Source organism: Pseudomonas sp. NFR09 (genome assembly GCF_900111535.1).
GTDB classification, from domain to species: Bacteria; Pseudomonadota; Gammaproteobacteria; order Pseudomonadales; family Pseudomonadaceae; genus Aquipseudomonas; species Aquipseudomonas extremorientalis.
The window spans coordinates 1-23,933 of the sequence record NZ_FOIH01000011.1; the positions used below are offsets into that span (position 1 = coordinate 1).

General features: G+C 61.1%; 24 protein-coding genes. 10 read left to right on the forward strand and 14 right to left on the reverse strand.

Going from position 1 to position 23,933, the window contains the following annotated elements; genetic code table 11:
• The 8 genes from BMX59_RS22850 to BMX59_RS22880 form a co-directional block, all read right to left on the reverse strand.
• On the reverse strand, positions 1–615 hold a 615-nt coding region (locus BMX59_RS22850), incomplete at its 3' end, for a hypothetical protein (RefSeq protein WP_175486701.1).
• 141 nt (positions 616–756) lie between these two features.
• On the reverse strand, positions 757–2,508 hold the full coding sequence (locus tag BMX59_RS30865; protein ID WP_256572989.1) for a YncE family protein: 1,752 nt from the start codon (positions 2,506–2,508) through the stop codon (positions 757–759).
• Positions 2,496–4,163 carry a hypothetical protein gene (locus BMX59_RS30870; protein ID WP_256572990.1) on the reverse strand — a complete coding sequence of 556 codons (1,668 nt, stop codon included), beginning with the start codon at positions 4,161–4,163 and terminating at the stop codon, positions 2,496–2,498. Before BMX59_RS30870 ends, BMX59_RS30865 begins: the two co-directional genes overlap by 13 nt.
• A 124-nt stretch (positions 4,164–4,287) precedes the next feature.
• The gene (locus BMX59_RS22860) at positions 4,288–5,316 is read right to left on the reverse strand and encodes an AbrB family transcriptional regulator (protein ID WP_093126036.1); all 1,029 of its coding nucleotides are present in this window, start codon (positions 5,314–5,316) and stop codon (positions 4,288–4,290) included.
• Positions 5,309–6,823: a tripartite tricarboxylate transporter permease gene (locus tag BMX59_RS22865; RefSeq protein ID WP_058425153.1), complete on the reverse strand. Its 1,515-nt coding sequence runs from the start codon at positions 6,821–6,823 to the stop codon at positions 5,309–5,311. The genes BMX59_RS22860 and BMX59_RS22865 overlap by 8 nt, the downstream gene beginning before the upstream one ends.
• A 1-nt stretch (position 6,824) precedes the next feature.
• Positions 6,825–7,283 carry a tripartite tricarboxylate transporter TctB family protein gene (locus BMX59_RS22870; RefSeq protein ID WP_071488927.1) on the reverse strand — a complete coding sequence of 153 codons (459 nt, stop codon included), beginning with the start codon at positions 7,281–7,283 and terminating at the stop codon, positions 6,825–6,827.
• A 59-nt stretch (positions 7,284–7,342) separates the two neighbouring features.
• Positions 7,343–8,332 carry a Bug family tripartite tricarboxylate transporter substrate binding protein gene (locus tag BMX59_RS22875; RefSeq protein ID WP_170856104.1) on the reverse strand — a complete coding sequence of 330 codons (990 nt, stop codon included), beginning with the start codon at positions 8,330–8,332 and terminating at the stop codon, positions 7,343–7,345.
• Between the two features lie 39 nt (positions 8,333–8,371).
• Positions 8,372–9,664, reverse strand: a complete 1,293-nt coding sequence (locus BMX59_RS22880) for an OprD family porin (protein WP_093126040.1) — start codon at positions 9,662–9,664, stop codon at positions 8,372–8,374.
• Positions 9,665–9,899: 235 nt separating this feature from the next.
• Here BMX59_RS22880 and BMX59_RS22885 point away from each other — a divergent pair, with 235 nt between their 5' ends.
• Together BMX59_RS22885 and BMX59_RS22890 are read left to right on the forward strand one after the other, a co-directional pair.
• Positions 9,900–10,571, forward strand: coding sequence for a response regulator (locus BMX59_RS22885; protein ID WP_010212220.1), 672 nt, complete (start codon positions 9,900–9,902; stop codon positions 10,569–10,571).
• Positions 10,564–11,949: a sensor histidine kinase gene (locus tag BMX59_RS22890; protein ID WP_071488929.1), complete on the forward strand. Its 1,386-nt coding sequence runs from the start codon at positions 10,564–10,566 to the stop codon at positions 11,947–11,949. Before BMX59_RS22885 ends, BMX59_RS22890 begins: the two co-directional genes overlap by 8 nt.
• Here the strand turns inward: BMX59_RS22890 and BMX59_RS22895 are convergent, their stop codons facing one another.
• Positions 11,950–12,771, reverse strand: a complete 822-nt coding sequence (locus BMX59_RS22895) for an HDOD domain-containing protein (protein WP_071488930.1) — start codon at positions 12,769–12,771, stop codon at positions 11,950–11,952.
• Between the two features lie 37 nt (positions 12,772–12,808).
• Positions 12,809–13,750: a CAF17-like 4Fe-4S cluster assembly/insertion protein YgfZ gene (locus BMX59_RS22900; protein WP_092247204.1), complete on the reverse strand. Its 942-nt coding sequence runs from the start codon at positions 13,748–13,750 to the stop codon at positions 12,809–12,811.
• Positions 13,751–13,892: 142 nt separating this feature from the next.
• Here BMX59_RS22900 and BMX59_RS22905 point away from each other — a divergent pair, with 142 nt between their 5' ends.
• A complete protein-coding gene (locus BMX59_RS22905; RefSeq protein WP_071488932.1) occupies positions 13,893–14,147 on the forward strand; it encodes an FAD assembly factor SdhE in 255 nt (84 codons plus the stop codon).
• A complete protein-coding gene (locus BMX59_RS22910) occupies positions 14,131–14,577 on the forward strand; it encodes a protein YgfX (RefSeq protein WP_071488933.1) in 447 nt (148 codons plus the stop codon). The genes BMX59_RS22905 and BMX59_RS22910 overlap by 17 nt, the downstream gene beginning before the upstream one ends.
• On the opposite strand, the gene nadB is transcribed toward BMX59_RS22910, so the two are convergent.
• Positions 14,546–16,162, reverse strand: a complete 1,617-nt coding sequence (nadB, locus tag BMX59_RS22915; RefSeq protein ID WP_093126044.1) for an L-aspartate oxidase — start codon at positions 16,160–16,162, stop codon at positions 14,546–14,548. The two genes, BMX59_RS22910 and nadB, sit on opposite strands and share 32 nt — an antisense overlap.
• Before the next feature lie 463 nt (positions 16,163–16,625).
• Between nadB and rpoE the strand changes: the two genes are divergently transcribed.
• The 3 genes from rpoE to BMX59_RS22930 are packed head-to-tail and all read left to right on the forward strand — an operon-like array spanning position 16,626 to position 18,805.
• The gene (gene rpoE, locus BMX59_RS22920; protein WP_003172477.1) at positions 16,626–17,207 is read left to right on the forward strand and encodes an RNA polymerase sigma factor RpoE/AlgU; all 582 of its coding nucleotides are present in this window, start codon (positions 16,626–16,628) and stop codon (positions 17,205–17,207) included.
• A gap of 32 nt (positions 17,208–17,239) precedes the next feature.
• Positions 17,240–17,827: a sigma-E factor negative regulatory protein gene (locus BMX59_RS22925; RefSeq protein WP_071488935.1), complete on the forward strand. Its 588-nt coding sequence runs from the start codon at positions 17,240–17,242 to the stop codon at positions 17,825–17,827.
• 15 nt (positions 17,828–17,842) lie between these two features.
• Positions 17,843–18,805, forward strand: a complete 963-nt coding sequence (locus BMX59_RS22930) for a MucB/RseB C-terminal domain-containing protein (RefSeq protein WP_092247210.1) — start codon at positions 17,843–17,845, stop codon at positions 18,803–18,805.
• A 29-nt stretch (positions 18,806–18,834) separates the two neighbouring features.
• Here the strand turns inward: BMX59_RS22930 and BMX59_RS30265 are convergent, their stop codons facing one another.
• Positions 18,835–19,014: a hypothetical protein gene (locus tag BMX59_RS30265; protein WP_102592614.1), complete on the reverse strand. Its 180-nt coding sequence runs from the start codon at positions 19,012–19,014 to the stop codon at positions 18,835–18,837.
• 25 nt (positions 19,015–19,039) lie between these two features.
• Here BMX59_RS30265 and BMX59_RS22935 point away from each other — a divergent pair, with 25 nt between their 5' ends.
• Complete coding sequence (locus BMX59_RS22935) at positions 19,040–20,476, forward strand: DegQ family serine endoprotease (RefSeq protein ID WP_092247213.1); 1,437 nt, start codon at positions 19,040–19,042, stop codon at positions 20,474–20,476.
• A 65-nt stretch (positions 20,477–20,541) separates the two neighbouring features.
• Here BMX59_RS22935 and BMX59_RS22940 read toward each other — a convergent pair whose 3' ends face one another.
• The gene (locus tag BMX59_RS22940) at positions 20,542–21,975 is read right to left on the reverse strand and encodes a M48 family metalloprotease (RefSeq protein ID WP_093126049.1); all 1,434 of its coding nucleotides are present in this window, start codon (positions 21,973–21,975) and stop codon (positions 20,542–20,544) included.
• 94 nt (positions 21,976–22,069) lie between these two features.
• On the opposite strand from BMX59_RS22940, the gene BMX59_RS22945 reads away from it, so the two are divergent.
• Entirely contained in the window at positions 22,070–22,309 is a 240-nt protein-coding gene (locus BMX59_RS22945; RefSeq protein ID WP_092247220.1) for a sulfurtransferase TusA family protein, read from the forward strand.
• A 30-nt stretch (positions 22,310–22,339) separates the two neighbouring features.
• Positions 22,340–23,410 (forward strand): AI-2E family transporter, encoded by a 1,071-nt coding sequence (locus BMX59_RS22950; RefSeq protein ID WP_092247223.1) that lies wholly within the window; start codon positions 22,340–22,342, stop codon positions 23,408–23,410.
• Between the two features lie 40 nt (positions 23,411–23,450).
• Here BMX59_RS22950 and BMX59_RS22955 read toward each other — a convergent pair whose 3' ends face one another.
• A complete protein-coding gene (locus BMX59_RS22955) occupies positions 23,451–23,924 on the reverse strand; it encodes a peroxiredoxin (RefSeq protein ID WP_071488941.1) in 474 nt (157 codons plus the stop codon).
• Between the last annotated feature and the right edge of the window lie 9 nt (positions 23,925–23,933).

Here is a 23,933-nt window from a genome sequence, read left to right on the forward strand (position 1 = left end):
CCCCAGGTTTTCATTGATGAGGGGGGTACTGACCTGTGGGTCACCGCCTCCAGGTTCTTTTCGGTCTACCCAGATGTTCAAGGCTGTGGTCTGGTCCGTGACGCCGCTCAAGCGTTTGACGAAGCCTTGCAATTTGTTGTAAGCCTGGTCGATAAACCGAACGGACTCAATCGTCAGGGTAATGTCCTTGCCGAGGACTGCATCATCAGCGGAGACGGTGTAGTGAGCGACCGTTTCACCATTGAGCTCAACCCAGACAAAGTCGTTCTCGGCCTGTTCGAACCAGGCATAGAGGATGTAGATGACGCCGAGTGCGCTGACCGTCAAGGCGGCTTTGTTGAGGGCGCCGTCGGTGCCAGGTATGGGGGTGAGGTTGGGAATATAGGGGATCAGATCCGCGAATGGCAGCTGAGTTGAAGGTAACCTTTGCGCCCCGGGAGGGCAGCCGCCCATCGGGCGGCGGTCAGGTAGGCGTCCTACAGGTGTTTTGTTGGGTTTTTTGCGCGGTACCGTTGCCACGCAGCCGTGGGGTAAGGCGGGGGGAGGGTTATGATCCTCTCCTGTAGGCAGGCAGTGATAGGGGAGGGACGACGGGGGATTTTGATCATAGGTCATGACGGGATACCTGTCTGGTTTTCAATCAAGGGTGCGACGCGTGATCCACTGTTGAATGAAGTCGCTGCCTCGATTCAACGCTCCCTCTCCCTCGGTGCCTAGCTGTGAGAAATGACAGTGCCGACCAGCGGTATTCTCGGCTCACAGCACCACCACCGACACCGTGTTATTACGCGCATTGGCCACATAGGCATAGGTGCCGTCCGGTGACACCACCACGTCTCGTGGCTGGCTGAACCCCGCATAGGTGCCGATCACGTTCTGGGCTCGCGTATCCATGAGGGTCAGCAAGTCGGCGCCGCTTTGTGTGATGTAGGCGCGCTCCAGTCTTGGGTGAAAGGCTACCCCATATGGTCGTTGCAGACCGCTCAAGGTCTGGCTGATTTGCAGCGTTGCGGTATTGCCGATCAATACTGTGCCTCGGTCGGGCTGGGTGATATAGATGCGTTGTAGCAGGGGGCTGTGGGCGATTTGCTGGGGATGCGAGACGGTGTTCACTTGGCTGAGCTGGGCGTTGTTTGCCAGGTTGATGGCCCGCCAGTCAAACGCGCCAGCGATATGCGCGCGGGTGCCATCCGGGCTGATGGCGATGGCGCTGGGCCGGGTGGTTGTCACGCGGCTTACCACGTCGTGGTTGGTCGTATCGAAAATCACCATCTCTGAGGCGCCGTTGTCCGCTACATACAGGCGTGTGCCCGTCTTGTTCAGCGTGAGCCCGTGCACCGTGGTGAAGCCTGTGAGTGTGTGAATCGTCGAGTAGTCCTGCGTGCTGATCACGCGAACCGGTGTATTGGCTGCACTGCTGTTATCCGATACGTACAGGCGGCTGCCGTTGGGGTGCAGGGCCAGCCAGAGCGGTGAGCCTATGTTCGTAATCGTGTGGATGACCCGGTAGTTCTGTGTATCGATCACCGCCACGGATTTGGGTGTGGTGGCTTGGGTCACGTAAAGTCGCGTGCCGTCGGCACTGAGTGCCAGGTTTGTGGGCGTTCCGGCTGCGCGGATATTGGCCATGACCCCCTTGGTATTTTCGATGCGGTAGCTGACGGTTCCCAGCTTGACCGCGAAATCTTTATGCGCGCTGCCATTGAGTGAAACGCGGGTGTCCACTGTCAGCGTACTGCGGTGAGGGAGCGAGCGCAGATAGGCCGCAGGCAAGCTATGTTCCACGCGCTTGGCCGCGAACTCTGGCGCACTCAGTGGCGTGCCCTCCCGTAAAGGCAGGTTGGCGACGCCATTGATGTCTATCCACACCGGTTGCCCGCTGCGCATGAAGGGCCACTCCAGCACCCGCACGCTGTGGGCTTTGCTGACATCAATCGCACCCACCAGCGCCTGCGGCACGCTGACCCGGTCGAGGTGTTGAGCCGGCAGTGTTTCTACCGTGAGGCTCAAGATTTGTGATGAAGTGCTCGCACCGCCTCGAGTGACGATATAGGACACGCTGGCCTGCCGACCGAGGTTGGCGGCAATCACTTGGTTGGACAGTGAGAAGTCGACATGACCGAGCGCTGGGTCGGCAGGTTTTGGCGCGATCACCGGCGTGCCCAGGCCGAAGGTCCCCTTGAATATCGGCTGGATATCGTCTCCCGGCAACATCGGGTAGCGTACGCGCAGGGTGGCTATCGGTGCCAAGGGCGGTAGCACATGCAGGGGGTTTAACGTTGCTGTCGCGGGGCCGGTGACAGTGCTTTGCAGGATCAATGGCACGTCCAGTTGCAAAACGCTCCCGACCTTCATCACCAGCGGTTTTGAATACAGCGTGCGCAGCCCGGGCCGTTCGACGATGTAGTAGATCCGGGCAGAACGGTTGAGGTTGGCAAGTACGTAGATGCGCGGGACTACAAACATCAAATCCTCGCCGGGCCAGACGTCGGTGATCAGCCGCCGCATGGGGGGGCACTGCCGCCCAGTGCGCTGCCTTCGAAGTACAGCACCACCGTTGCGCCCCGTACAAATGCCGCGTGCCACCTGACAGTGACATTGGCATTGGCGCGGAAGATCTCTGGGTCAAAGGTCGGGTCGGGTTCCGGCGCCTGGAGCACCTGGACCTTGGGCAACGCCACCATCGGCTCGCCGACAAGTAGGTTCAGGTCCTTTGAGGGTGGACGCTGTCCGGGCAGGTTAATGTAGTAATAGAGGCGCAGCGTGCCGCTTTCCAACTGGCGAATGTCACCGTCCTGACCGTTGGCAAGATCGAAACTGATGTCCCCTGTGCCCGCTGGCAGGCGATGTTCCTGATAATACCCGTGGCCGTTGGCATACTTGCCGTCCAATACCAGGGTTACGCAATCGTCAGGGTGCTGGCCCATGTAAGAGCGGATTATCACTCTGACGGGATCGGTCAGTGGGTTGAGGACGCCATCGTTGGCTGCCGGCACTTGAGGCGCGTCCAGCCCGCTATCAACCGGCGTACCCGTTACCTGGATGAAGGCGTTCTCCGAAGGTACGCCAGGTTGACCGGGGCGAAGGCGCTCATAACTGAGTTGAATCAAGGCGCCTATCAGTAAACTCAAGTTTGCGTTTGGCCATGCAATATCGAGGTACTGGATAGCGGTTGAACTAACCGGGGCGCTGTAGATTTGTTCCACTTCCACCCCGGTCAGGGTGCGCCCCCTGAGGCTGGCCCGAAGCGTGTCGCCGCTGGCCCAGCCTTTACCGGCAATGGGGAATCGCAAGGTTGCGCTCTTACCTGCGAGCTTGTCCGCATCCAGTGTGCCGCTGGGCGCCTCGACGATATGCCCTGAGTCCAGTAGTTTTTCGTTTGGATTAAGAAGTACCTCGAGCATTTGTGTCGGCGAGCGGCCGGGCGCGTAGTTACCCGCTTCGTCCAGTACGTCATAAGCGCAGGCATGGCGGCCGCTGCCAATCTTCAGCCAGGTGCCGTAATTCACCGTCAGCGTGATCGGGTTGCGATGGCTGGCCTGGCCTTCGGTGACAGGGTGCTCGACGATTTCACTGCCGATGATCAGCCGGATTCGATCGCGCACTGCGCGGTGGGTATTGGCGGGCAAGGTGGTGTCGAGCGGGTAAAAACCGATGCTGACCGCAACACCACGCTGGGCTGTCGTCGAATCAATGAAAGTCTGGGCGGGTTGTGGGCGCGGCAGGCGCTCGTTGACCCAGGGCGGTGCCACGATGGGTTCGTTACCGGTCGGTGCCACCCGGTCGACCTTGAGGTTCAGGCGCTGGGTTTCCTCGCGGCTTGAATCCAGGTGTGTGACAACAATGTAAACAGGCCCTACCGTTCCATCCGGCAGGCGTGCCAAGGGGGTGCGCAAGACAATCGCTTTCTCCTCACGGGCTTCCTGTGCCGTGACCGTATGGGTATCGACTGGTATGTCGGGGTTGGCGCAGATCAGCGCGATGAAGTCGCCTTCGGCCTGGCTGGCATAGCTTCTCAAGATGCAAATAAGTCCGTCGTTGCCATGGGACTCGAGCAAGGCTTTGTTGACGCCGCCGCTAAAGCCGACCACCGGGACTTTTAACCCGGGAATATACGGTGCCAGTTGAGCGACGCAAGGGCGGGCATTTCGTACTGGGCGCATGATGATTATCTCGGGCTAGAGGGCGCGAGATGAGTTAGAACACGTAGGAGGGGAGCGCAACAACTGTGAGATTTGACAGTTCAGACCAGCGGCCGTCGCGCGTTGTCAGCCACGCTCGCCTCGGTCAGGGTTGACGGTTCCAATGTCGAAACAACGGTTCTGCCAGAAACAACACAAACAACAACCGCATCACCTGCATCGCCGTCACCAACGGTACCGACAGTTGCAGGGTCTCGGCCGTGAGACTCATCTCGGCAATGCCACCGGGCATCATGCCCAGGGTCAGCGAGCGTAAATCCAAGTGAGTCACTGCACTCAGCCCCACCGCCGCCAACGTCGCCAGCGCCATGGTCAACGCGGTGCCAATCAAGGTGCGCCCCATGAACGACGGCGCCCGACGAAAGAACTGCCGGTTGAAGTGGCAACCCAGACCACTACCGATCAACCACTGGCCAATCTGGCTGCCGCCATCGGGCAGGCCGATATGCAGGTCCCAGACCACGCTGGCTGTGGCACTCACCAGCAACGGCCCGAACAACCAAGGGTTGGGCTGGCGCAAGCGCTGCCAACCCCAGGCGACCAAGGCGCCCAGCGGAAACAGCGCCAGCAGCCACGGCCAGCTCACCGGCGCCGGATGAAACTGCGGTGTACCGCCTTCCAGCAAGTACTTGAAAATCGCCGGCACACACAACACCACCATCAGCACCCGCAGACTCTGCCCCGCCGCAACACGGCTGAGCACCGCACCATTACGCGCGCCGAGGTTGACCATCTCACCGGAACCGCCCGGCATGCTCGAGAAGAACGCCGTGGCGCGGTCTTCACCGCTGCGGCGCATCAGCCACACACCCACCACGCTCGACAGGCTGGTGACCAGCGCGCCGAAGAAGATCAGCCCGTAGTGGCTCATCACCTGTTCGATCACCACCGGGGTAAAGTGCAGGCCGATGCCGATGCCCACCACCCATTGGCCGCATTTGCGCCCGCCGGGAATCTCCGCCAGCTGCCACGGCGTGAGGCAGCGCACCAGGATGATCGCCAGCAGCGAACCGACCATGTACGGCAAAGGCCAGCCGACCAGGCTGGCCAGGAATCCGCCGGCCAGGCCGACCAGCGGTGTGCCCCACCAATGTTTAAAGGTGACCTCAGACATCGGCCACGGCACGACGCTGCAGGGCACGTTTGCGGTAGATGCGCAGCAACGGGAAAGCCAGCATCAGCGCGGTCAGTACCCACACACCAAAGGTGATCGGGCTCGACCACAGGATCTCAAGCGCACCGTTGGAGATCGACAGCGCACGGCGCAGGTTCTGTTCCATCAGGCCGCCAAGGATAAAACCCAGCAGCACCGGTGACAGCGGGAAGTCGAGCTTGCGCAGGATGTAGCCGAAGATGCCGATACCGACCATCAGGAACAGGTCGAAGGTGGTGGCGTGCACCGCGTATACCCCGATGGCGGTGATGATTGCGATCACCGGTACCAGCGCCCAGTTCGGCACGGCGAGGATGCGCGTGAAGATGCGGATCATCGGGATGTTGAGGATCACCAGCATGATGTTGGCGATGAACAACGAGGCGATCAGGCCCCAGACGATGTCCGGTTGCTGTTGGAACAGCAGCGGGCCCGGGGTGATGTTGTACAGCGACAGTGCGCCGATCATCACCGCCGTCGTGCCCGAACCGGGGACGCCGAGGGTCAGCATCGGCACCAGGGCGCCGCAGGCGGACGCGCCGATGGCGGTTTCCGGAGCGGCGAGGCCGCGCATGTCGCCCTGGCCGAATTTACCGCTGGCACCGGCCAGGCGTTTTTCGGTCATGTAGGCAACGGCCGAGGCCAAGGTAGCGCCGGCACCCGGCAATACGCCCATGATGAAGCCGAGCAGGCCGCAGCGGATATTCACCACGAAGACCGCGCCCGCTTCTTTCAGGTTGAACATCATGCGCCCGGTGGCTTTGACTGCCTCCTGCCCACGGTGGGTTTTCTCCAGCAGCAACAGGATCTCGCTGATGGAGAACAGGCCCAGTACCAGCACGACGAACTGGATGCCGTCGGTGAGGTGGATGTTGTCGCCGGTGAAGCGATACACACCGCTGTTGGCGTCGATGCCGACCGCCGAGAGGAACAGGCCGATCAGTGCTGCCACAAAAGTCTTCAGCGGTTTGTCGCCAGCCATGCCGCCGAGACAGACAATTGCGAACACCATCAGTACGAAATATTCCGCCGGGCCGAAGGCAATCGCCCATTTGGCCAGCAACGGCGCAAACAGCACCATGCCACAGGTGGCGATAAACGCGCCGATGAACGAACTCCAGGCCGACAGCGACAGCGCCACACCGGCGAGGCCTTTGCGGGCCATGGGGTAGCCGTCGAGAGTGGTCATCACGGTGGACGCTTCGCCCGGGATGTTCAGCAGGATCGAGCTGATGCGCCCACCGTATTCGCAGCCCAGGTACACGGCTGCCAGCAGGATCAGCGCCGATTCAGGCGGCAGGCCCAGGGCGAAGGCGATGGGGATCAACAGCGCCACGCCGTTGATCGGGCCCAGGCCAGGCAACAGGCCGACCACGGTGCCGATCAGGGTGCCGCACAACGCGGTCACCAGGTTGTAAGGGGACAGTGCAACGCCGAAGCCCTGGCCCAGGTAGCCGAAAGTATCCATGTCAGTTCTCCAGTACGTCGAGCAGGCCGAGGGGCAGCGGTACATCCATGGCTTTGTCGAACAGCAGGTACAAGCCGATGGCCATCAACGTGACGATCACCACGCTGGGCAACCAGCGACCACCGTACAAGCGCGCCATGGGAATGCCGATCAGCATGCTGCTGAGGATGAAGCCCAGGGGTTCGAAGGTGCCGGCGAACACGATCAACAGCGCGACGCACACGCCGATCTTGATCAGGGTTTCGCGGTCCAGCGCGGGTTCTTCTTCGGTGTGTTTGGTCGGCTGTGGACGAAACAGCATGTAGATCAGTGCCAGGCTCATCAGCCCGAGCATCAGCAGCGGGTAGGCGCGCGGCCCCACCGGCTCGTAGGAAAACGACGCCTGGTACGGCCAGGCCATCAGCGCGAGGCCGGCGCAGGCCAGCAGCAGAGCGGCGGCGAAAATGCGTTGTAAGAGCATGTGGAACTCCTGGGCCACGCCGCTTGGCTAAAGGGCGTGGCCGCACAAAAGAGGGGCGATTACTGGATCAGGCCGAACTCTTTGGCCAGCACTTTGTAGTCAGCCACCTGTTTCTTCACGTAGGTGTCCAGTTCCGGCCCGGTCATGGCGAACGGGAACAGCTCGCGTTGGTCACGCAGCTTGGCGAACTCCTCGGAGGCCAGCAGTTTGTCAAACGCCTCTTTCCACCAGGCGTAGTCGGCATCGCTGACTTTTGGCCCGAGGTAGAAGCCACGCACCACTGGCCAGACGATGTCGTAGCCTTGCTCTTTGGCGGTCGGAATGTTCTTCATTTCCGGCTCGTCCAGACGCTGTTCGGAGAACACCGCCAGCAGGCGCATGTCGCCGCTCAGGATGTGCGGCATGGAGTCGGAAATGTCGGTACTGCCCACCTGGATATGGCCGCCGAGCAGGGCGGTGGCAATTTCACCGCCGCCTTCAAGGGCGACATAACGCAGTTCGCGCGGGTTGATCCCGGCGGCCTTGGCGATCAGTGCGGTTTGCATCCAGTCCTGGCTGCCGACGGTGCCACCGGAACCGATTACCACGCTGCCCGGATCTTTCTTCAAGGCTTTGACCAGATCGTCGAGGGTCTTGTAGGGCGAATCGGCTTTCACCGCGATAGCCCCGTAGCTGGTGCCGACCGCCGCGAGCCAGCGCACGGCGCTTTCATCGAAGCGGCCGAACTTGCCCTGGGCCAGGTTCAACAGCGAACCGCTGGACCAGGCCACCAGCGTGCCGGCATCCGCAGGACGCTGGGCGACCACGGCGTTGTAGGCCACCGCGCCCACCCCACCGGGCATGTAGGTCACGCGCATCGGCTTGCTCAGCAGCTTCTCGTTGACCAGCGCGCTTTGCGCCAGTTTGCAGGTCAGGTCAAAACCACCACCCGGCGAGGCCGGGGCGATGCACTCTGGGCGCTTGGGTTCGTCAGCGGCCAGCAGTTGGCCGGCGAACAGCATGCAGCCGGCGGCGAGGGCCAGTTTACGCAGTGAAAGGGTCATGGTTATCTCCGTCGTTGTTGTTATGAATGGCTTACCAGGCACTACTTACCAAAGTGCAACGCTGTAGCTGACCAGCAGACGCACTTCGTCCGCATCACGGGCCGAGTAGTTGGAGCGGTACGTGGCGTTGCGCAGGCGCACGGCCACGTCCTTGAACGTGCCGGCTTGCACCACATACTTGATCTCGGTGTTGCGCTCCCACTCCTTGCCGGTCTCGCCGTTCTTGAGCTTGATGTTGTCACCTGAGAGGTAACGGCTCATGAAGCTCAGGCCGGGAATGCCCAGCTTGGCGAAGTCGTAGTCGTAGCGCGCCTGCCAGGAACGCTCTTGGGCGCCGGCAAAGTCGTTGATCTGCACGAAGTTGACCAGATACGGGTCGCTGCCATCCACATAGGGGAAGGCGCTGTCACCGGACATGTGCTGGTAGCCGGCGCTGAGCTTGTGGCCGTTGAGGGCATAGCTGAACAGGCCGTTGAGGGAGGTGTTGTCGATCTTGCCGCCACGGGCGGCGCCAGTGTCATCGCTGATGGCCAGGCGCAGGTCGGTGCCGAACGTACCGGGACCCATCGGGCGCGCAGCCACCAGGCCGAGGAAGTGCTGGCGGTACACGTCGTCGAGTTGGGCGAAGTGGTAGCTGCCGGTGATCTTGTCGGCGAACTTGTAGTCGGCCCCGCCAAAATTGAAATGCTTGCCGGTGGCGCCGCTGACGAAGCGGCTGTTCTTGTTGTTGAGGGCAATGTCCTCGTAATTGGTGTCGTCACGGTCCTTGGCTTTGTCCAGGCGCCCGCCGGTGAACACCAGGTTCTTGAACTCCTTGGAGGTGATCAGGCCACCGTTGAAGGTCTGCGGCAGGATGCGCCCGTCATTGGGCTTGAGGATCGGCAGCTCGGGTATCAGTGAGCCGATCTTCAGCTCGGTGGCCGAGATCTTCACTTTGCCGGTCAGGCCCAGCTTGGAATATTCGTCGGCGGCGCGGCCATCGTCATGGGTGGGCAGCAGGCCGGTGCCGGTGCGGTCGGGGCTGGAGTCGAGCTTGACCCCGAGCATGCCCAGCGCATCCACGCCGAAGCCCACGGTGCCGTCGGTGTAGCCCGATTGCAGGTTGAGCATGAAGCCCTGGGCCCACTCGTCGCGCTTGGATTGCTGCGCGCTGGTGCCATCGCGAAAGTCGCGGTTGAAGTACATGTTGCGGGTTTCCAGGGTCGCGCTACTGTCTTCGAAGAAGGCAGCCTGGCTAAGCGGCGAAAAGCCGGCAAGGGTAGCAGCACTGGCGAGGGCGGTCTGGGTCAGGCGAGAAAAACGAACAGGCGAGGAGGCCTGGGGCTGTGTCGACAGCATCGTTGTGTACTCCGTTATTGTTCTTATTTTGGCGAAAACGCTTCGAGGCGTTATTCGGGCGCTGCGGATAAGGCAGCTCGGCGGGCATAGACCACCGAGACTGGATGCTAAAGGGCGAAGCTTTCACTAACCTTTCAGTCGGCTTTCAATGTTTTCGGGCTTCACAGGCCGGTCGGCGCCTGTAAACTGCCCGCCAAAGCGTGGCACCGACCACCCCTGAATGAGGTAGCAATCCATGCGTGTCTTGCTGGTTGAAGACCATCTGCAACTCGCCGAAAGTGTTGCGCAAGCGCTCAAGAGCACGGGTCTGACCGTTGACGTGCTGCACGATGGCGTGGCGGCGGACCTGGCCCTGAGCAGCGAGGAGTACGCGGCGGCGATCCTCGATGTGGGGCTGCCGCGCATGGATGGTTTCGAGGTGCTCGCACGTCTGCGTGCCCGTGGGAAAAATCTGCCGGTACTGATGCTGACGGCACGCAGTGATGTGAAAGACCGCGTGCACGGCCTCAATCTTGGGGCGGACGACTACCTCGCCAAACCGTTCGAACTCACGGAGTTGGAAGCGCGGGTCAAGGCGCTGCTGCGGCGTAGCGTGCTGGGCGGGGAGCGTCAGCAGGCCTGCGGCGTGCTGGTGTACGACCTCGACACCCGGCGCTTTACCGTAGGGGGTGAACTGATGACACTCACCTCCCGCGAGCAAGCCGTACTTGAAGCGCTGATCGCCCGCCCGGGCCGGGTGATGAGCAAGGAGCAACTGGCTTCCCAGGTGTTCGGCCTGGACGAGGAGGCCAGCCCCGATGCCATCGAAATCTATGTGCATCGCCTGCGCAAGAAACTCGATGGCCAGCCCATCGCCATCGTGACCTTCCGTGGCCTCGGTTACCTGTTGGAAGCCCGCGATGCATAAGCCCAGCAGCCTGCGCTGGCGCTTGCTGTGGAACCTGGCGCTGTTGCTGGTGCTGTTGATGCTGGCCAGTGGCATGAGCGCCTACTGGAACGGTCGCGAGGCCGCCGATACCGCCTACGACCGCACGCTGCTGGCCTCGGCGCGTACCATCGCCGCCGGCTTGACCCAGGTGGATGGCACCCTGAGCGCCAACGTGCCCTACGTGGCCCTGGACACCTTTGCCTATGACAGTGCCGGGCGCATTTACTACCAGGTCAACGACATCGACCAGAAGCTGATCTCCGGCTACGAAAACCTTCCCGGCCCACCGCCGGGTACGCCACGCACCGATGACTATCCGGCATTGGCGCGCTTCTACGACGCCATCTACCAGGGCCAGCAGGTACGCGTGGTGAGCCTGCTCAAGGCCGTTTCCGAACCGAACATGAACGGCATGGCCGAAATCCGCGTTGCCGAAACCGATGAAGCGCGCGTGAGCATGGCCCGCAGCCTCATGGCCGATACCCTGCTGCGCCTGGGCATGCTCGCCGTCGGCGCACTGTTGCTGGTGTGGTTTGCCGTGAGTGCGGCGTTGCGGCCGCTCGAGCGCCTGCGTACGGCAGTGGAGGAGCGTCAGCCTGACGACCTGCGGCCGTTGCCCCTGGTGGAAGTGCAGCATGAGTTCGGCCCATTGGTGCGTTCCCTCAACCATTTCACCGAACGCCTGCGCGGCCAGTTCGAACGCCAGGCGCAGTTCATTGCCGATGCGGCCCATGAACTGCGCACGCCACTGGCAGCCCTCAAGGCCCGGCTGGAACTGGGCTTGCGCGCCGAGGACCCCGCCACCTGGCGCAGCACCCTCGAAGCCGCCGCCCAGGGCACTGACCGCCTGACCCACCTGGCCAATCAACTGTTGTCCCTGGCGCGCATCGAAAATGGGGCGCGTGCCATTGCCGAAGGCGGCGCGCAGTTGCTCGACCTCAGCCAACTGGCCCGTGAGTTGGGCATGGCCATGGCACCGCTGGCCCATGCGCGCGGTGTGGCATTGGCGCTGGAAGCCGACGAGCCGGTGTGGCTGCGTGGCGAGCCTACCCTATTGAACGAGTTGTTGAGCAACCTGGTGGACAACGCCCTGGCCCACACGCCACCGGGCGGCAATGTGATCCTGCGGGTGACGGCGCCGGCGGTGCTGGAAGTGGAAGATGACGGGCCGGGCATCCCGCTGGATGAACGGGACCGGGTGTTCGAGCGTTTCTACCGGCGCAGCCAGCAGGGCATGGGCTCAGGCCTGGGGCTGGCGATCGTCGGCGAAATCTGCCGGGCGCACCTGGCGCAGATTAGCCTGCACGATGGCGAGCACGCCGGCTTGAAGGTGCGCGTGAGTTTTATCGCGGGTTGATCAATAGAACATCGAGCGCGCTTCATCCAGCTCGGCGCGCAAGGCGTCGCTGTAAGGGTCGACCCGTAGTTTCTTGATCGCCGGCAAGGTGGAGACCGCAACGTTTGCCAATGGATGATCGGTGCCGCGATGGCAATACAGCACGGCGACCTGTACCAGGTCGATGTAGTCGAGGCGGGCTGAATCGCGCTCCAGGTCCAGGTATTGGCCCGGCAGTTTCGCCAGCATTTCCGGAAAGTCCCAGACGCCCAGCAGTTTGTCGCCCAGCAGCGGGTGGATGCTCTCGATGACGTGGTTGAGGCTGACCGGGTCGGCGAGCAGCTCATAGTGGTCTTCGGCGTACGTCAGGATCGGCAGCACACCGATCTGGTGCACCAGGCCGCCAAGGGCCGCCTGGTCCGGCTTGAGTTGGGAATGGCTGCGACACAGGGCATAACTCACACCCGCGACCTCCAGGCTGCGGCGCCACACATCACGCATCTTTTGTTCGACCACGTCGGAGCGCGCGTGGAAGATCTGCTCCATGACCAGGCCGATCGCCAGGTTGCTGCTGTAGTTGGTACCCAGCCGGGTGATGGCGGTGTGCAGGTCGGTGACTTCCTGGGTCGCGCGCAACAACGGGCTGTTGACCACTTTGATCAGGCGTGCCGACAGTGCGGTGTCGCGACCGATTACTTTGCTCAAGTGGCTGATGCTGATCTCCGGGTCTTCGGCGGCCTGACGAATATTCAGGGCCACTTCCGGCAATGTCGGCAGAACCAGGTCATCGTTATCGATGGCCCTCACCAAAGCCTGTTGGACTTTTTCCGCCAGCTTGTTCATTCATGCTCTCTAGGGTGTTGCAACAAAGGTACGGCGATCAGCGCTGGATCTCTCGATCGCGGTCGAGCGTGTAAGGCAGGTCGAGCAGTTGCAAGCGGGGACCCTCCAGCGCGCCCAGGTGCACATCTTCACTATCGGCAGCTTCGGCTTGCAATACGGCCAGAAGTTCAACGGTCTGGTCAGCTTTTGCGGCGATTACCACTTCGCCGATCGAGCTGTTATGGCTGGGAGAAAACAACGGAGTGCCTGGCGCGGGCATTTCAGACGTATCGAGACTCAGGCGGTACAGGCGACGTTTGAGTTTGCCCAGGTACTGCATGCGCGCGACGATTTCCTGGCCGGTGTAGCAGCCTTTCTTGAAGCTGACGCCGCCCACGGCCTGCAGGTTGAGCATCTGTGGAATGAACAGTTCGCGGGTCTGGGGCATGACCTGGCCGATGCCGGCGCGGATCTGTCCCAGCAGCCATTCATTCAGATCGGTTTGTTCAAGGGTTGCAGCCAATTGACTGCGTACGGCGTCGCCTTGCTCGGCAGGTACCCAAAGTTCAGCGCGGCCAGGGGAGACGCGGATGGCGATCAACGTATCGTTGCGCACGACGCTGTCGGTCTCGGCAGGCAGCTCAAGGCCAAGACCCGTCAGGGCCGGGTCGGCATTCATCAGGCCGAAGCGCACCCAGGCGGCGCTTTCATCGGTGAGTTTGGACTTGGAAAACACGGCGTATTTTTTCAGGTCCGCCAGTTGCGGCTCCAGCAGCTCGCTGGCCATGGCCAGCAACACGCCGTCACCTTGCAGCAGGATGCGGAAGCTCGACTGCATGCGCCCTTTTTGCGTGCAGCGCGCGCCGAGGCTGGCCTGGGTGTCGCTCAGGTAATTGAGGTTGCAGGTCAGTTGGCCCTGAAGGAATTTGGCAGCGTCGGAACCGCGGACGGCGAGAACGCCTTCGTGGGACAGGGGGCAGAAGAAAGCAGAGTCGGCCATGGGTCATCGCAGGTCAAAAAAAGTCATGGGTGCATCATAGAGGGGCGCCCGGCAAATGGATAGTTTCCGTATGGGGCGACCAAAGCCGACTGTTCCGGTGCCGTCGGGTCTGTATACTTGCCGCCTATTTGAGGAGCGCTCCATGGTCGAAGATGTAGAAATCAATCGCCTCTACTGGCACAGCCGTCGCGGCATGCTGGAGTTGGATGTGTTGCTGGTACCTTTCACCAAAGAGGTCTACGCGACGCTCAATCAAGTGGATCGCGACCTCTATGTGCGGCTGCTGACGTGCGAAGACCAGGACATGTTCGGCTGGTTCATGGAGCGCGCCGAGTCGCAAGACCCGGAGCTGCAGCGCATGGTCCGGATGATCCTGGATCGTGTCCAGCCCAAGTAATAGCTTTGAATGCCGCTGGCAGGCCTCGCGGCTGTTGCTGGCGGCGTACCTGCTTGCCCAGCTGTTTGCGCTGGGCGCCTTGATGTTTATGCAACTTCCTTTTTCGAGCCTGGGCATGCTGGTGTGCCTGGCGCACGCCGCCTGGGTTTTGCCGCGTTCTATCTTGCTGACTCACCGTTCGTCGATTCGTGGCCTGCGACGCGATGAAGATGGTTGGCAGCTATGGAGCGCCGCACGGGGCTGGCACGCCGTGCAATTGCGTCCCGACAGCCTGGCGTTGCCGTTGATCGTGGTGCTGCGTTATCGGGTGCAGGGCGAATGGCGGGTACGTTCAGCCTGTGTGCCCAGGGACGCGCAGGCCGCCGATGTGCATCGGCGCCTGCGTGTGCGCCTGAAGTTCAGCCGCCGTAGGTGGTTGGCACCAGGATAGTGTCGCGGGCCTCGGGCAGCATCTGCGGGTAGTCGAGGGTGTAATGCAGGCCCCGGCTCTCCTTGCGTTCCATGGCCGAGCGGATCATCAGTTCGGCGACCTGGGCCAGGTTGCGCAGCTCGATCAGGTCGCGGCTGACTTTGTAGTTGCTGTAGAACTCATCGATCTCGTCCAGCAGCAGCCGCACCCGGTGCTGCGCCCGTTGCAGGCGCTTGTTGGTGCGCACGATCCCCACGTAGTCCCACATGAAACGGCGCAGCTCGTCCCAGTTGTGCGCGATGATCACATCTTCGTCCGAGTCGGTCACCTGGCTGGCGTCCCAGCGGGGCAGGGCGGCGGGCACCGGAATGCGCGGCAGTTGTTCAAGGATGTCCGCCGCTGCAGAGCGCGCATAGACGAAGCATTCGAGCAGCGAGTTGCTGGCCATGCGGTTGGCACCGTGCAGGCCGGTGAAGCTGGTTTCGCCAATCGCATAAAGGCCGGGTACGTCGGTACGTCCGTGCTGGTCGACCATCACGCCGCCGCAAGTGTAGTGCGCTGCCGGTACTACGGGGATTGGGCCTTTGGTGATGTCGATATTGAAGGCCAGGCAGCGCTCGTAGACGGTGGGGAAGTGGGTCTTGATGAAGGCTTCGGGCTTGTGGCTGATGTCGAGATACACGCAGTCGATGCCCAGGCGCTTCATTTCATGGTCGATCGCGCGGGCGACGATATCGCGCGGGGCCAGTTCGGCACGGGGGTCGAAACGCTGCATGAAGCGCTCGCCATTGGGCAGTTTCAGGAGCGCGCCTTCGCCACGCAGCGCTTCGGTGATCAGGAAACTCTTGGCCTGTGGGTGATACAGGCAGGTGGGGTGGAACTGGTTGAATTCCAGGTTGGCCACCCGGCAGCCGGAGCGCCAGGCCATGGCGATGCCATCACCGCAGGCGCCATCGGGGTTGCTGGTATAGAGGTAGACTTTGGCCGCGCCACCGGAGGCGAGGATGGTGAAGCGTGCGCCGTAGGTGTCCACCTCGCCGCTGCCGCGATTGAGCACGTAGGCGCCGAGGCAGCGCTCGCCGTCCAGGCCCAGGCGTTTTTCGGTGATCAGGTCGACGGCGACGCGTTGCTCCAGCAATTCGATGTTGGGGCGTTGGCGGGCCTGGTCGAGGAGTGTCCTGAAAATAGCCGCGCCGGTGGCATCGGCGGCATGGATGATGCGGCGGTGACTGTGGCCGCCCTCGCGGGTCAGGTGGAACTCGAAACCACCGTCGTCGCTGCCTGCGTGTTCATCGCGGGTAAAGGGGACGCCCTGGTCTATCAGCCATTGGATGGCCTCGCGGCTGTGCTCGACGGTGAAACGCACCGCTTCTTCATTGCACAGGCCGCCGCCGGCGTTGAGGGTGTCTTCGACGTGGGATTGCACGGTGTCGGTGTCGTCCAGCACCGCGGCGACACCGCCCTGGGCCCAGAACGTAGAGCCGTTGGCCAGGTCGCCTTTGCTCAGAACCGCAATGCGCAGGTGGCTGGGAAGGGTCAGCGCAAGGCTCAAGCCGGCCGCACCGCTGCCGATCACCAGGACATCGTGTTGAAACTGTTGGCTCATTTGAAGGATTCCGCAAAAAGCGATCCGAAGAGGTGGCGCAAACAGGACGCCTGGATCGGCGAATCAAAGGGTCACACGGGCTACTAGTATATAGAGGGGTGGAGCGGCACAATAGCCGGGCATTCGTGGCAATGTGAGATTACGGTGCACGGCTCGGGTAAAATCAGCTGGTTATTGAGGCGGGAACTTTTTGCATGGCCCCCGACTCAATAGCAGGTTGCCCGAAAGCTGGGAAAACGTTGAGTTTATTGGCCCGTCGGGAGCATTGGACGCGTCAGAAAACCGACGACAAGATTATTCGCGCAGTCGGCGTTGCCCGTGCTGCGTTTTTCGTGTGTGCCAAATCAGTGCGTGCCGGAAACTTGCTTGAAGGGGGAGAACTTTTGCGAAAAGACCGAGTCTATGTTTGCAAGCCTGATCGTTTAGTTATGCAAGCCTCCTTCAAGTACTACGAGGAGTGTTCATGCTAACCCAGGAAGAGGATCAGCAGCTGGTCGAGCGCGTTCAACGCGGCGACAAGCGAGCTTTTGATCTGCTAGTGCTGAAATACCAGCACAAAATTCTCGGGTTGATCGTGCGGTTTGTGCACGACACCCATGAAGCGCAGGACGTTGCACAGGAAGCCTTTATCAAGGCGTACCGTGCACTTGGTAACTTTCGCGGTGATAGTGCGTTTTACACGTGGCTATACCGAATCGCCATCAACACGGCGAAGAACTATCTGGTGTCTCGCGGACGCCGCCCACCGGATAGCGATGTAAGTTCAGAAGATGCGGAATTTTACGATGGTGATCACGGCCTCAAGGATCTCGAGTCGCCGGAGCGTGCATTGCTGCGCGACGAGATCGAAGGCACCGTTCATCGCACAATTCAGCAACTGCCAGAAGATTTGCGTACGGCGTTAACTTTACGTGAATTCGATGGTCTGAGTTACGAAGACATTGCGAGCGTCATGCAGTGTCCGGTGGGGACTGTAAGGTCACGGATTTTCCGGGCCCGGGAAGCCATCGATAAAGCCTTGCAACCGTTGTTGCAAGAGAACTAAAGACAGCGGCGACAGCCAAGAGAGGAACCGCCATGAGTCGTGATGCCCTGCAGGAATCGCTGTCCGCAGTGATGGATAACGAAGCGGATGAACTGGAACTTCGTCGAGTGCTCAACGCATTTGATGACGCCGAAACCCGTGATACCTGGTCTCGTTACCAAGTCGCTCGGGCGGTGATGCACAAGGATCTTCTAATCCCTCGTCTGGATATTGCTGCGGCCGTTTCTGCTGCACTGGCTGATGAAGCCGTTCCGGCAAAGGCTGCTCGTGGTCCATGGCGTAGCCTGGGTCGCCTGGCGGTTGCTGCCTCGGTGACTGTCGCCGTGCTGGCGGGTGTTCGCCTGTACAACCAGGACGAGATCGCCGGTGCCGAACTGGCTCAGCAGACCCAGCAGCCGGTAATGGCGGGTCCGCAGGTCAAAGGCCCAGCGGTATTGGCCGGCTACAAGGAAAGCGCTGACACCACCGGCCCGATGGCCAACGGTGTACTGCAAGGGCAATCCGGTTGGCAAGACCAGCGTCTTCCAGGCTACCTGCGCCAACACGCACAGGAATCGGCTCTGAAGGGCACTGAAAGCGCTCTGCCTTATGCTCGTGCAGCAAGCCTGGAAAACCGCTAATCCGTAAGGAGCTCTATGCGAGCCATACCGCTCCTTACGCTTTTGCTCAGTGGCTGGTTTGCACTCCCCGCCCACGCCGATGAAGCCCAAGACTGGCTGACTCGACTTGGGCGTGCAGAGCAACAGCAAAGCTTTCAAGGTACGTTCGTCTACGAACGCAACGGCAGTTTTTCTACCCATGACATCTGGCATCGTGTCCAGGACGGTCAGGTCCGTGAGCGGCTCTTGCAGCTCGATGGTTCTGCCCAGGAAGTCGTGCGGTTGAATGGCCGGACGCAATGCGTCAGCGGCACTCTTGTCGCAGGCCTTGGCAATTCGCGTGATGCACCATCACGTGCGCTTGATCCGCAAAAACTCAATCAATTCTACGAACTGGCCGTCATTGGCAAGTCCCGCGTGGCCGGTCGAAATGCGGTCATCGTATCGATCACGCCGCGTGACCAGTACCGTTATGGCTTTGAACTGCACCTGGATCGGGAAACCGCGCTGCCGCTCAAGTCCCTGTTGCTCAATGATCAAGGGCAGTTGCTGGAGCGCTTCCAGTTCACGCGGTTGAATACTTCCGTCGTGCCTGATGACCGGGAACTGCAACCCAGCAACGACTGCACACCTATCGCCGTCGTTAATAGCAAAGCGCCCGAGGTGCAATCTACCGAGACTTGGCATATGGAATGGTTGCCACCGGGTTTTCAATTGACCAACACCAGTGCCCGCAAAGATACCCAGACCAAGGCGACCGTCGACAGCCTGATGTATGAAGACGGGCTGGCGCGGTTCTCGGTATTCCTGGAGCCGATCAGCGATGCAAGCATGACGGAGACCCGCACTCAGTTGGGCCCTACAGTCGCGGTATCGCGTCGGCTGAATACGGTAGACGGTGAGATGATGGTAACGGTGGTGGGTGAAATACCCATCGGCACCGCAGAGCGTATCGCCCTATCGGTGCGCGGTGAAAAAAAGCCAGCCGCCCAACCGTGAGTCGTTAATCCTATGTTCATCCTGACGTTTCACTGTATTCCCATGCCAGGTTGGCTGCCGAGAGCATGAAATGTCTGGATCAGCATTTTCACTTGCAAAAATCCCCCATGTTTTTTATAGGTCAGGGCTTGTCGGCTCTGGCCTTGTTTTATTCGCGGAACAAAGATGTCGGTCGCGGTTTCCGGCGTTTCTTGAACCCTGTCGCTCAACCCTGCTCGTCGTAACGGGAGCTGTATGTCGATACCACGTTTGAAGTCTTACCTATCCATAGTCGCCACGGTGTTGGTGCTGGGTCAGGCCCTGCCTGCGCAAGCAGTCGAGCTGCCTGACTTCACCCAATTGGTCGAGCAAGCCTCACCTGCCGTGGTGAACATCAGTACCACGCAGAAACTGCCGGATCGCAAAGTCTCCAACCAGCAGATGCCGGACCTGGAGGGCCTGCCGCCGATGCTGCGCGAGTTCTTCGAGCGCGGCATGCCGCAACAGCGCGCACCCCGTGGTGGCGGTGGTCAGCGCGAGGCGCAGTCCCTGGGCTCGGGTTTCATCATTTCGTCGGACGGCTACATCCTTACAAACAACCACGTGATTGCCGACGCTGACGAGATTCTCGTGCGCCTGGCCGATCGCAGTGAGTTGAAAGCCAAGCTCGTCGGTACCGACCCACGTTCCGACGTGGCCTTGCTGAAGATCGACGGCAAGGACTTGCCTGTGCTCAAGCTGGGCAAATCCCAGGACCTGAAAGCCGGCCAGTGGGTGGTCGCCATCGGCTCGCCGTTTGGTTTTGACCATACCGTGACCCAAGGCATCGTCAGCGCCATCGGCCGCAGCCTGCCGAACGAAAACTACGTACCGTTCATCCAGACCGACGTGCCGATCAACCCGGGTAACTCCGGTGGTCCGCTGTTCAACCTGGCGGGCGAAGTGGTCGGCATCAACTCGCAGATCTACACCCGTTCCGGTGGCTTCATGGGGGTGTCGTTCGCGATTCCGATCGACGTGGCCATGGACGTTTCCAACCAGCTGAAAAGCGGTGGCAAGGTCAGCCGCGGCTGGTTGGGCGTAGTGATCCAGGAAGTGAATAAAGACCTGGCTGAGTCCTTCGGCCTCGACAAGCCGGCCGGCGCACTGGTTGCACAGATCCAGGACGACGGCCCGGCTGCCAAAGGCGGCCTGCAAGTTGGCGATGTGATCCTGAGCATGAACGGCCAGCCAATCGTCATGTCGGCCGACCTGCCGCATCTCGTAGGTGCGCTCAAGGCGGGTAGCAAAGCCAAGCTGGAAGTGATCCGCGAAGGCAAGCGCCAGACTGTTGAGCTGACCGTGGGCGCAATCCCTGAAGAAGGCGCCACCCTGGATGCCCTGGGCAATACCAAGCCGGGCGCCGAGCGCAGCAGCAACCGCCTGGGCATCGCCGTGGCCGAGCTGACCGCTGAGCAGAAAAAGAGCTTTGACCTCAAGAGCGGCGTCGTGATCAAGGAAGTGCAGGATGGCCCGGCGTCTCTGATCGGCCTACAGCCGGGTGACGTCATCACCCACCTGAACAACCAGGCGATCGAGACCACCAAGCAGTTCACCGACATCGCCAAGGCGTTGCCGAAGAACCGCTCGGTGTCGATGCGTGTGTTGCGTCAGGGCCGCGCCAGCTTCATTACCTTCAAACTGGCTGAGTAAGTCGGTAATAACAAAAAGCCCCGCCTTCGTTTAACGAGGGCGGGGCTTTTTTGTGCCTGATCGGTTTAGCTCATCATCCCTTTGACCAGGCGTTCCTGTTCGATCAACTCACGCTGGCGTGCATCGATGCGCGACGACAGCGGGAAGTTGCTGCCGGCGCGACGCTTGGCAAAATCCAATTGCTGGATGGCCTGCTGGAAATCACCGACCAGCGCAAAGTACTCGGCGCGGGCCTGATGCAAACCGATGATGTTGCCCGACAAACCGCGTGTCTCAGCGACCTGGTACCACACGTCCGGGTCATCCGGGCGAGACTTGAGCAAACCGTCCAGTGCCTTTTCTGCATCCGCCGTGCGGTTCTGCTTGAGCAGCAGGTCCACGCGCACCTGATTCAACGGATAGTTGCCTGGGTACTGGGTGAGCATCCGATCCGTGCGTTGCTGGGCATCCGGCAGGCGGCTGTTGTCGATGTCCAGCTGGATCTGCGCCAGGTTGTAGGTGATGTCGTTGGGCGCCTTGGCCAGCAGCGGCGCGAGGTTTTCCCGAGCCTGCTTGAATTGGGAGCCTTTGATCTGGGCGATAGTCAAGCCGTAGCGCGCTACATCGTTCTTCGGGTTTTCGTCCAGCTGCGCCTGGAAACGCTTGGCGGCGAGGCCAGGGGTGTCTTCGTATTGCAATTGCACCCGCGCGCGGATGAGCTGATAACGCAGGCTGTCTTCCTTGCCGCCAGGCTTGGATTGCTCGGCGCGGTTGCGGGTGTCGGCGATCCGCGATTCGGTGACCGGGTGCGTCAACAGGAACTCCGGCGGTTTGGCGTCGAAGCGGTATTGGCGCATCAGGCGTTCGAACATGGTCGGCATGGAGCGCGGGTCATATCCGGCTTTTTCCAGGTTGAGGATGCCGATACGGTCTGCCTCTTGTTCGTTCTGGCGAGAGAACCGACGTTGTTCCTGGATCGCCGCGGCCTGGGTGCCGGCAATCGCGGCAATGCCTGCATCGCCTGCACCCGCCGCAGCAGCAATGATGCCGCCGAGCAGGGCGGCCATCATCGGAATCTGCATGCGCTGTTGCGCTTCAACGCCACGGGCGAAGTGGCGTTGGGACAAATGCGCCAGTTCGTGAGCCAGTACCGAGGCATATTCCCCTTCGGTCTGGGCGTTGAGGAACAGGCCGCCGTTGACCCCGACGATGCCACCCGGTGCGGCAAAAGCGTTCAGTTGCGGGCTGTTGATCAGGATGAATTCCAGCCGTCGGTCATTGACCTGGCTGGTCTCCACCAGCTTGTACACGCTGGTTTCAACGTAGTCCTTGAGCTGCGGGTCGTTGAGTTGCGAGACCTGGCCCCGCAGGTAGGCCAGCCACGCGCGGCCCAGTTGGTATTCCTGTTGCGGCGAGACAATGGCAGAACTGGCGTCGCCAAGTGACGGCAGGTCGTCGGCGAAGCCTGGGGAGGCCAGCAGGCAAGCCAGCGTCAGCAGGGTGGGGCGCAAAAAAGTCATGCACAGAGCCTTTCGACAAAGAGCTTACTGTAGCCGGACACTGAGCTTCGGACCAGATATTCTAAGCACTCTCAACGCTTGCCCGGAGTAAACCATGACCAACGCTGTAGCCTTTGATGCCGAACTCGATGCCAGCGGCCTCAATTGCCCGCTGCCTTTGCTCAAGGCCAAGCTGGAACTCAACCGTCTGAGCAGTGGCGCAGTGCTCAAGGTGATCGCTACGGACGCCGGCTCCCAGCGTGATTTCCGTACGTTTGCCAAGCTGGCCGGCCACACGCTGCTGCATGAAGAAGACGCCGCCGGTGTGTACCGTTACTGGTTGCGCAAGGCCTGAATCGTTTGCCCTATCACCCGAGGTTGATTGATGTTCAAAGTGTTACGAGACTGGATCCAGCGCTACTTCTCCGATGAGGAGGCGGTGGTGCTGGCAGTCCTGCTGTTTCTGGCCTTTACGGCCGTACTCACCTTGGGCGGCATGCTGGCGCCGGTATTGGCGGGGATGGTGCTGGCTTACCTGATGCAGGGCCTGGTCACTACGCTAGAGCGCCTGCACCTGCCGGGTGGGGCGGCGGTAGGGCTGGTGTTCGCCTTGTTCATGAGCTTGTTGGTGCTGTTTATCGTGGTGGTATTGCCGTTGCTATGGCATCAGTTGATCACCCTGTTCAATGAACTGCCCGGCATGCTCGCCAAGTGGCAGTCGCTGTTGCTGTTGTTGCCGGAGCGCTACCCGCATTTGGTGTCGGACGAACAGGTGCTGCAAGCCATCGAAGTGGCGCGCGGCGAGATCGGAAAGTTCGGGCAATGGGCGCTGACCTTTTCTCTGTCCAGCCTGCCGCTGCTGGTCAACATCATGATCTACCTGGTGCTGGTGCCGATCCTGGTGTTCTTCTTCCTCAAGGACCGCGCCATGATCGGTCGCTGGGTGCGAGGCTACCTGCCGCGCGAGCGCGCGCTGATCACCCGGGTGGCGGAGGAAATGAACCGGCAGATCGCCAACTACATTCGCGGCAAGGTCATCGAGATCATTATCTGCGGGGGCGTGACCTACATCGCCTTCATCGCCCTGGACCTGAACTACGCAGCCTTGTTGGCCTTGCTGGTGGGGATTTCGGTGGTAGTGCCCTACGTCGGCGCCGTGGTGGTGACGGTGCCCGTGACCTTGATCGCCTTGTTCCAGTGGGGCTGGAGCGACCAGTTCATCTACCTGATGGCGGTTTACGGGATTATCCAGACCCTGGATGGCAATGTGCTGGTGCCGCTGTTGTTCTCAGAGGCAGTCAACCTGCACCCGGTGGCGATCATCTGCGCGGTGCTGTTGTTCGGTGGGTTATGGGGATTCTGGGGCGTGTTTTTTGCGATCCCGCTGGCAACGCTGTTCAAGGCGGTGCTGGACGCGTGGCCGCGGCAGGAGCCTGTCGTGGCGCCGCTTCTGTAGTGAGCGGGACAAGCCCGCTCATACAAAAGTCTGCTGCGTCTCAGGCTTTGTTCAAGGCCTGCGCCGCCGCCAGCACGGCATCCACATGGCCCGGCACCTTCACACCACGCCATTCCTGGCGCAGCACGCCATCCTTGTCGATCAGGAAGGTGCTGCGATCCACGCCGAGGTATTCCTTGCCGTACAGCTTCTTCAACTTGATCACATCAAACAGCTGGCAAACCGCTTCATCCTTGTCACTGATCAGCTCGAAGGGAAACTCCTGTTTGCCCTTGAAGTTCTCGTGGGACTTCACGCTGTCACGCGACACGCCAAACACCTCGGTATTGGCCGCCTTGAACGCTGCGTACTGATCACGAAAGCCCTGGCCTTCGGTGGTGCAGCCCGGCGTGCTGTCCTTCGGGTAGAAGTAGATCACCACTTGCCTGCCCTTGAGGGCGGCGAGGCTGAAGGTCTGGCCGCTGGTGGCCTGGGCTTCGAAATCGGCTACGGGTTTGTCGATGACTACCGCCATGAAAACTTC

What these genes read in the sequence shown, in the direction of transcription:
- BMX59_RS30865 (WP_256572989.1), bottom strand. Translation starts at nt 2,508, where the DNA reads ATGCGGCGGCTGATCACCGACGTCTGGCCCGGCGAGGATTTGATGTTT.
- BMX59_RS30870 (WP_256572990.1), bottom strand. Translation starts at nt 4,163, where the DNA reads ATGCGCCCAGTACGAAATGCCCGCCCTTGCGTCGCTCAACTGGCACCG.
- BMX59_RS22860 (WP_093126036.1), bottom strand. Translation starts at nt 5,316, where the DNA reads ATGTCTGAGGTCACCTTTAAACATTGGTGGGGCACACCGCTGGTCGGC.
- BMX59_RS22865 (WP_058425153.1), bottom strand. Translation starts at nt 6,823, where the DNA reads ATGGATACTTTCGGCTACCTGGGCCAGGGCTTCGGCGTTGCACTGTCC.
- BMX59_RS22870 (WP_071488927.1), bottom strand. Translation starts at nt 7,283, where the DNA reads ATGCTCTTACAACGCATTTTCGCCGCCGCTCTGCTGCTGGCCTGCGCC.
- BMX59_RS22880 (WP_093126040.1), bottom strand. Translation starts at nt 9,664, where the DNA reads ATGCTGTCGACACAGCCCCAGGCCTCCTCGCCTGTTCGTTTTTCTCGC.
- BMX59_RS22885 (WP_010212220.1), top strand. Translation starts at nt 9,900, where the DNA reads ATGCGTGTCTTGCTGGTTGAAGACCATCTGCAACTCGCCGAAAGTGTT.
- BMX59_RS22890 (WP_071488929.1), top strand. Translation starts at nt 10,564, where the DNA reads ATGCATAAGCCCAGCAGCCTGCGCTGGCGCTTGCTGTGGAACCTGGCG.
- BMX59_RS22895 (WP_071488930.1), bottom strand. Translation starts at nt 12,771, where the DNA reads ATGAACAAGCTGGCGGAAAAAGTCCAACAGGCTTTGGTGAGGGCCATC.
- BMX59_RS22900 (WP_092247204.1), bottom strand. Translation starts at nt 13,750, where the DNA reads ATGGCCGACTCTGCTTTCTTCTGCCCCCTGTCCCACGAAGGCGTTCTC.
- BMX59_RS22905 (WP_071488932.1), top strand. Translation starts at nt 13,893, where the DNA reads ATGGTCGAAGATGTAGAAATCAATCGCCTCTACTGGCACAGCCGTCGC.
- nadB (WP_093126044.1), bottom strand. Translation starts at nt 16,162, where the DNA reads ATGAGCCAACAGTTTCAACACGATGTCCTGGTGATCGGCAGCGGTGCG.
- rpoE (WP_003172477.1), top strand. Translation starts at nt 16,626, where the DNA reads ATGCTAACCCAGGAAGAGGATCAGCAGCTGGTCGAGCGCGTTCAACGC.
- BMX59_RS22925 (WP_071488935.1), top strand. Translation starts at nt 17,240, where the DNA reads ATGAGTCGTGATGCCCTGCAGGAATCGCTGTCCGCAGTGATGGATAAC.
- BMX59_RS22930 (WP_092247210.1), top strand. Translation starts at nt 17,843, where the DNA reads ATGCGAGCCATACCGCTCCTTACGCTTTTGCTCAGTGGCTGGTTTGCA.
- BMX59_RS22935 (WP_092247213.1), top strand. Translation starts at nt 19,040, where the DNA reads ATGTCGATACCACGTTTGAAGTCTTACCTATCCATAGTCGCCACGGTG.
- BMX59_RS22940 (WP_093126049.1), bottom strand. Translation starts at nt 21,975, where the DNA reads ATGACTTTTTTGCGCCCCACCCTGCTGACGCTGGCTTGCCTGCTGGCC.
- BMX59_RS22945 (WP_092247220.1), top strand. Translation starts at nt 22,070, where the DNA reads ATGACCAACGCTGTAGCCTTTGATGCCGAACTCGATGCCAGCGGCCTC.
- BMX59_RS22950 (WP_092247223.1), top strand. Translation starts at nt 22,340, where the DNA reads ATGTTCAAAGTGTTACGAGACTGGATCCAGCGCTACTTCTCCGATGAG.
- BMX59_RS22955 (WP_071488941.1), bottom strand. Translation starts at nt 23,924, where the DNA reads ATGGCGGTAGTCATCGACAAACCCGTAGCCGATTTCGAAGCCCAGGCC.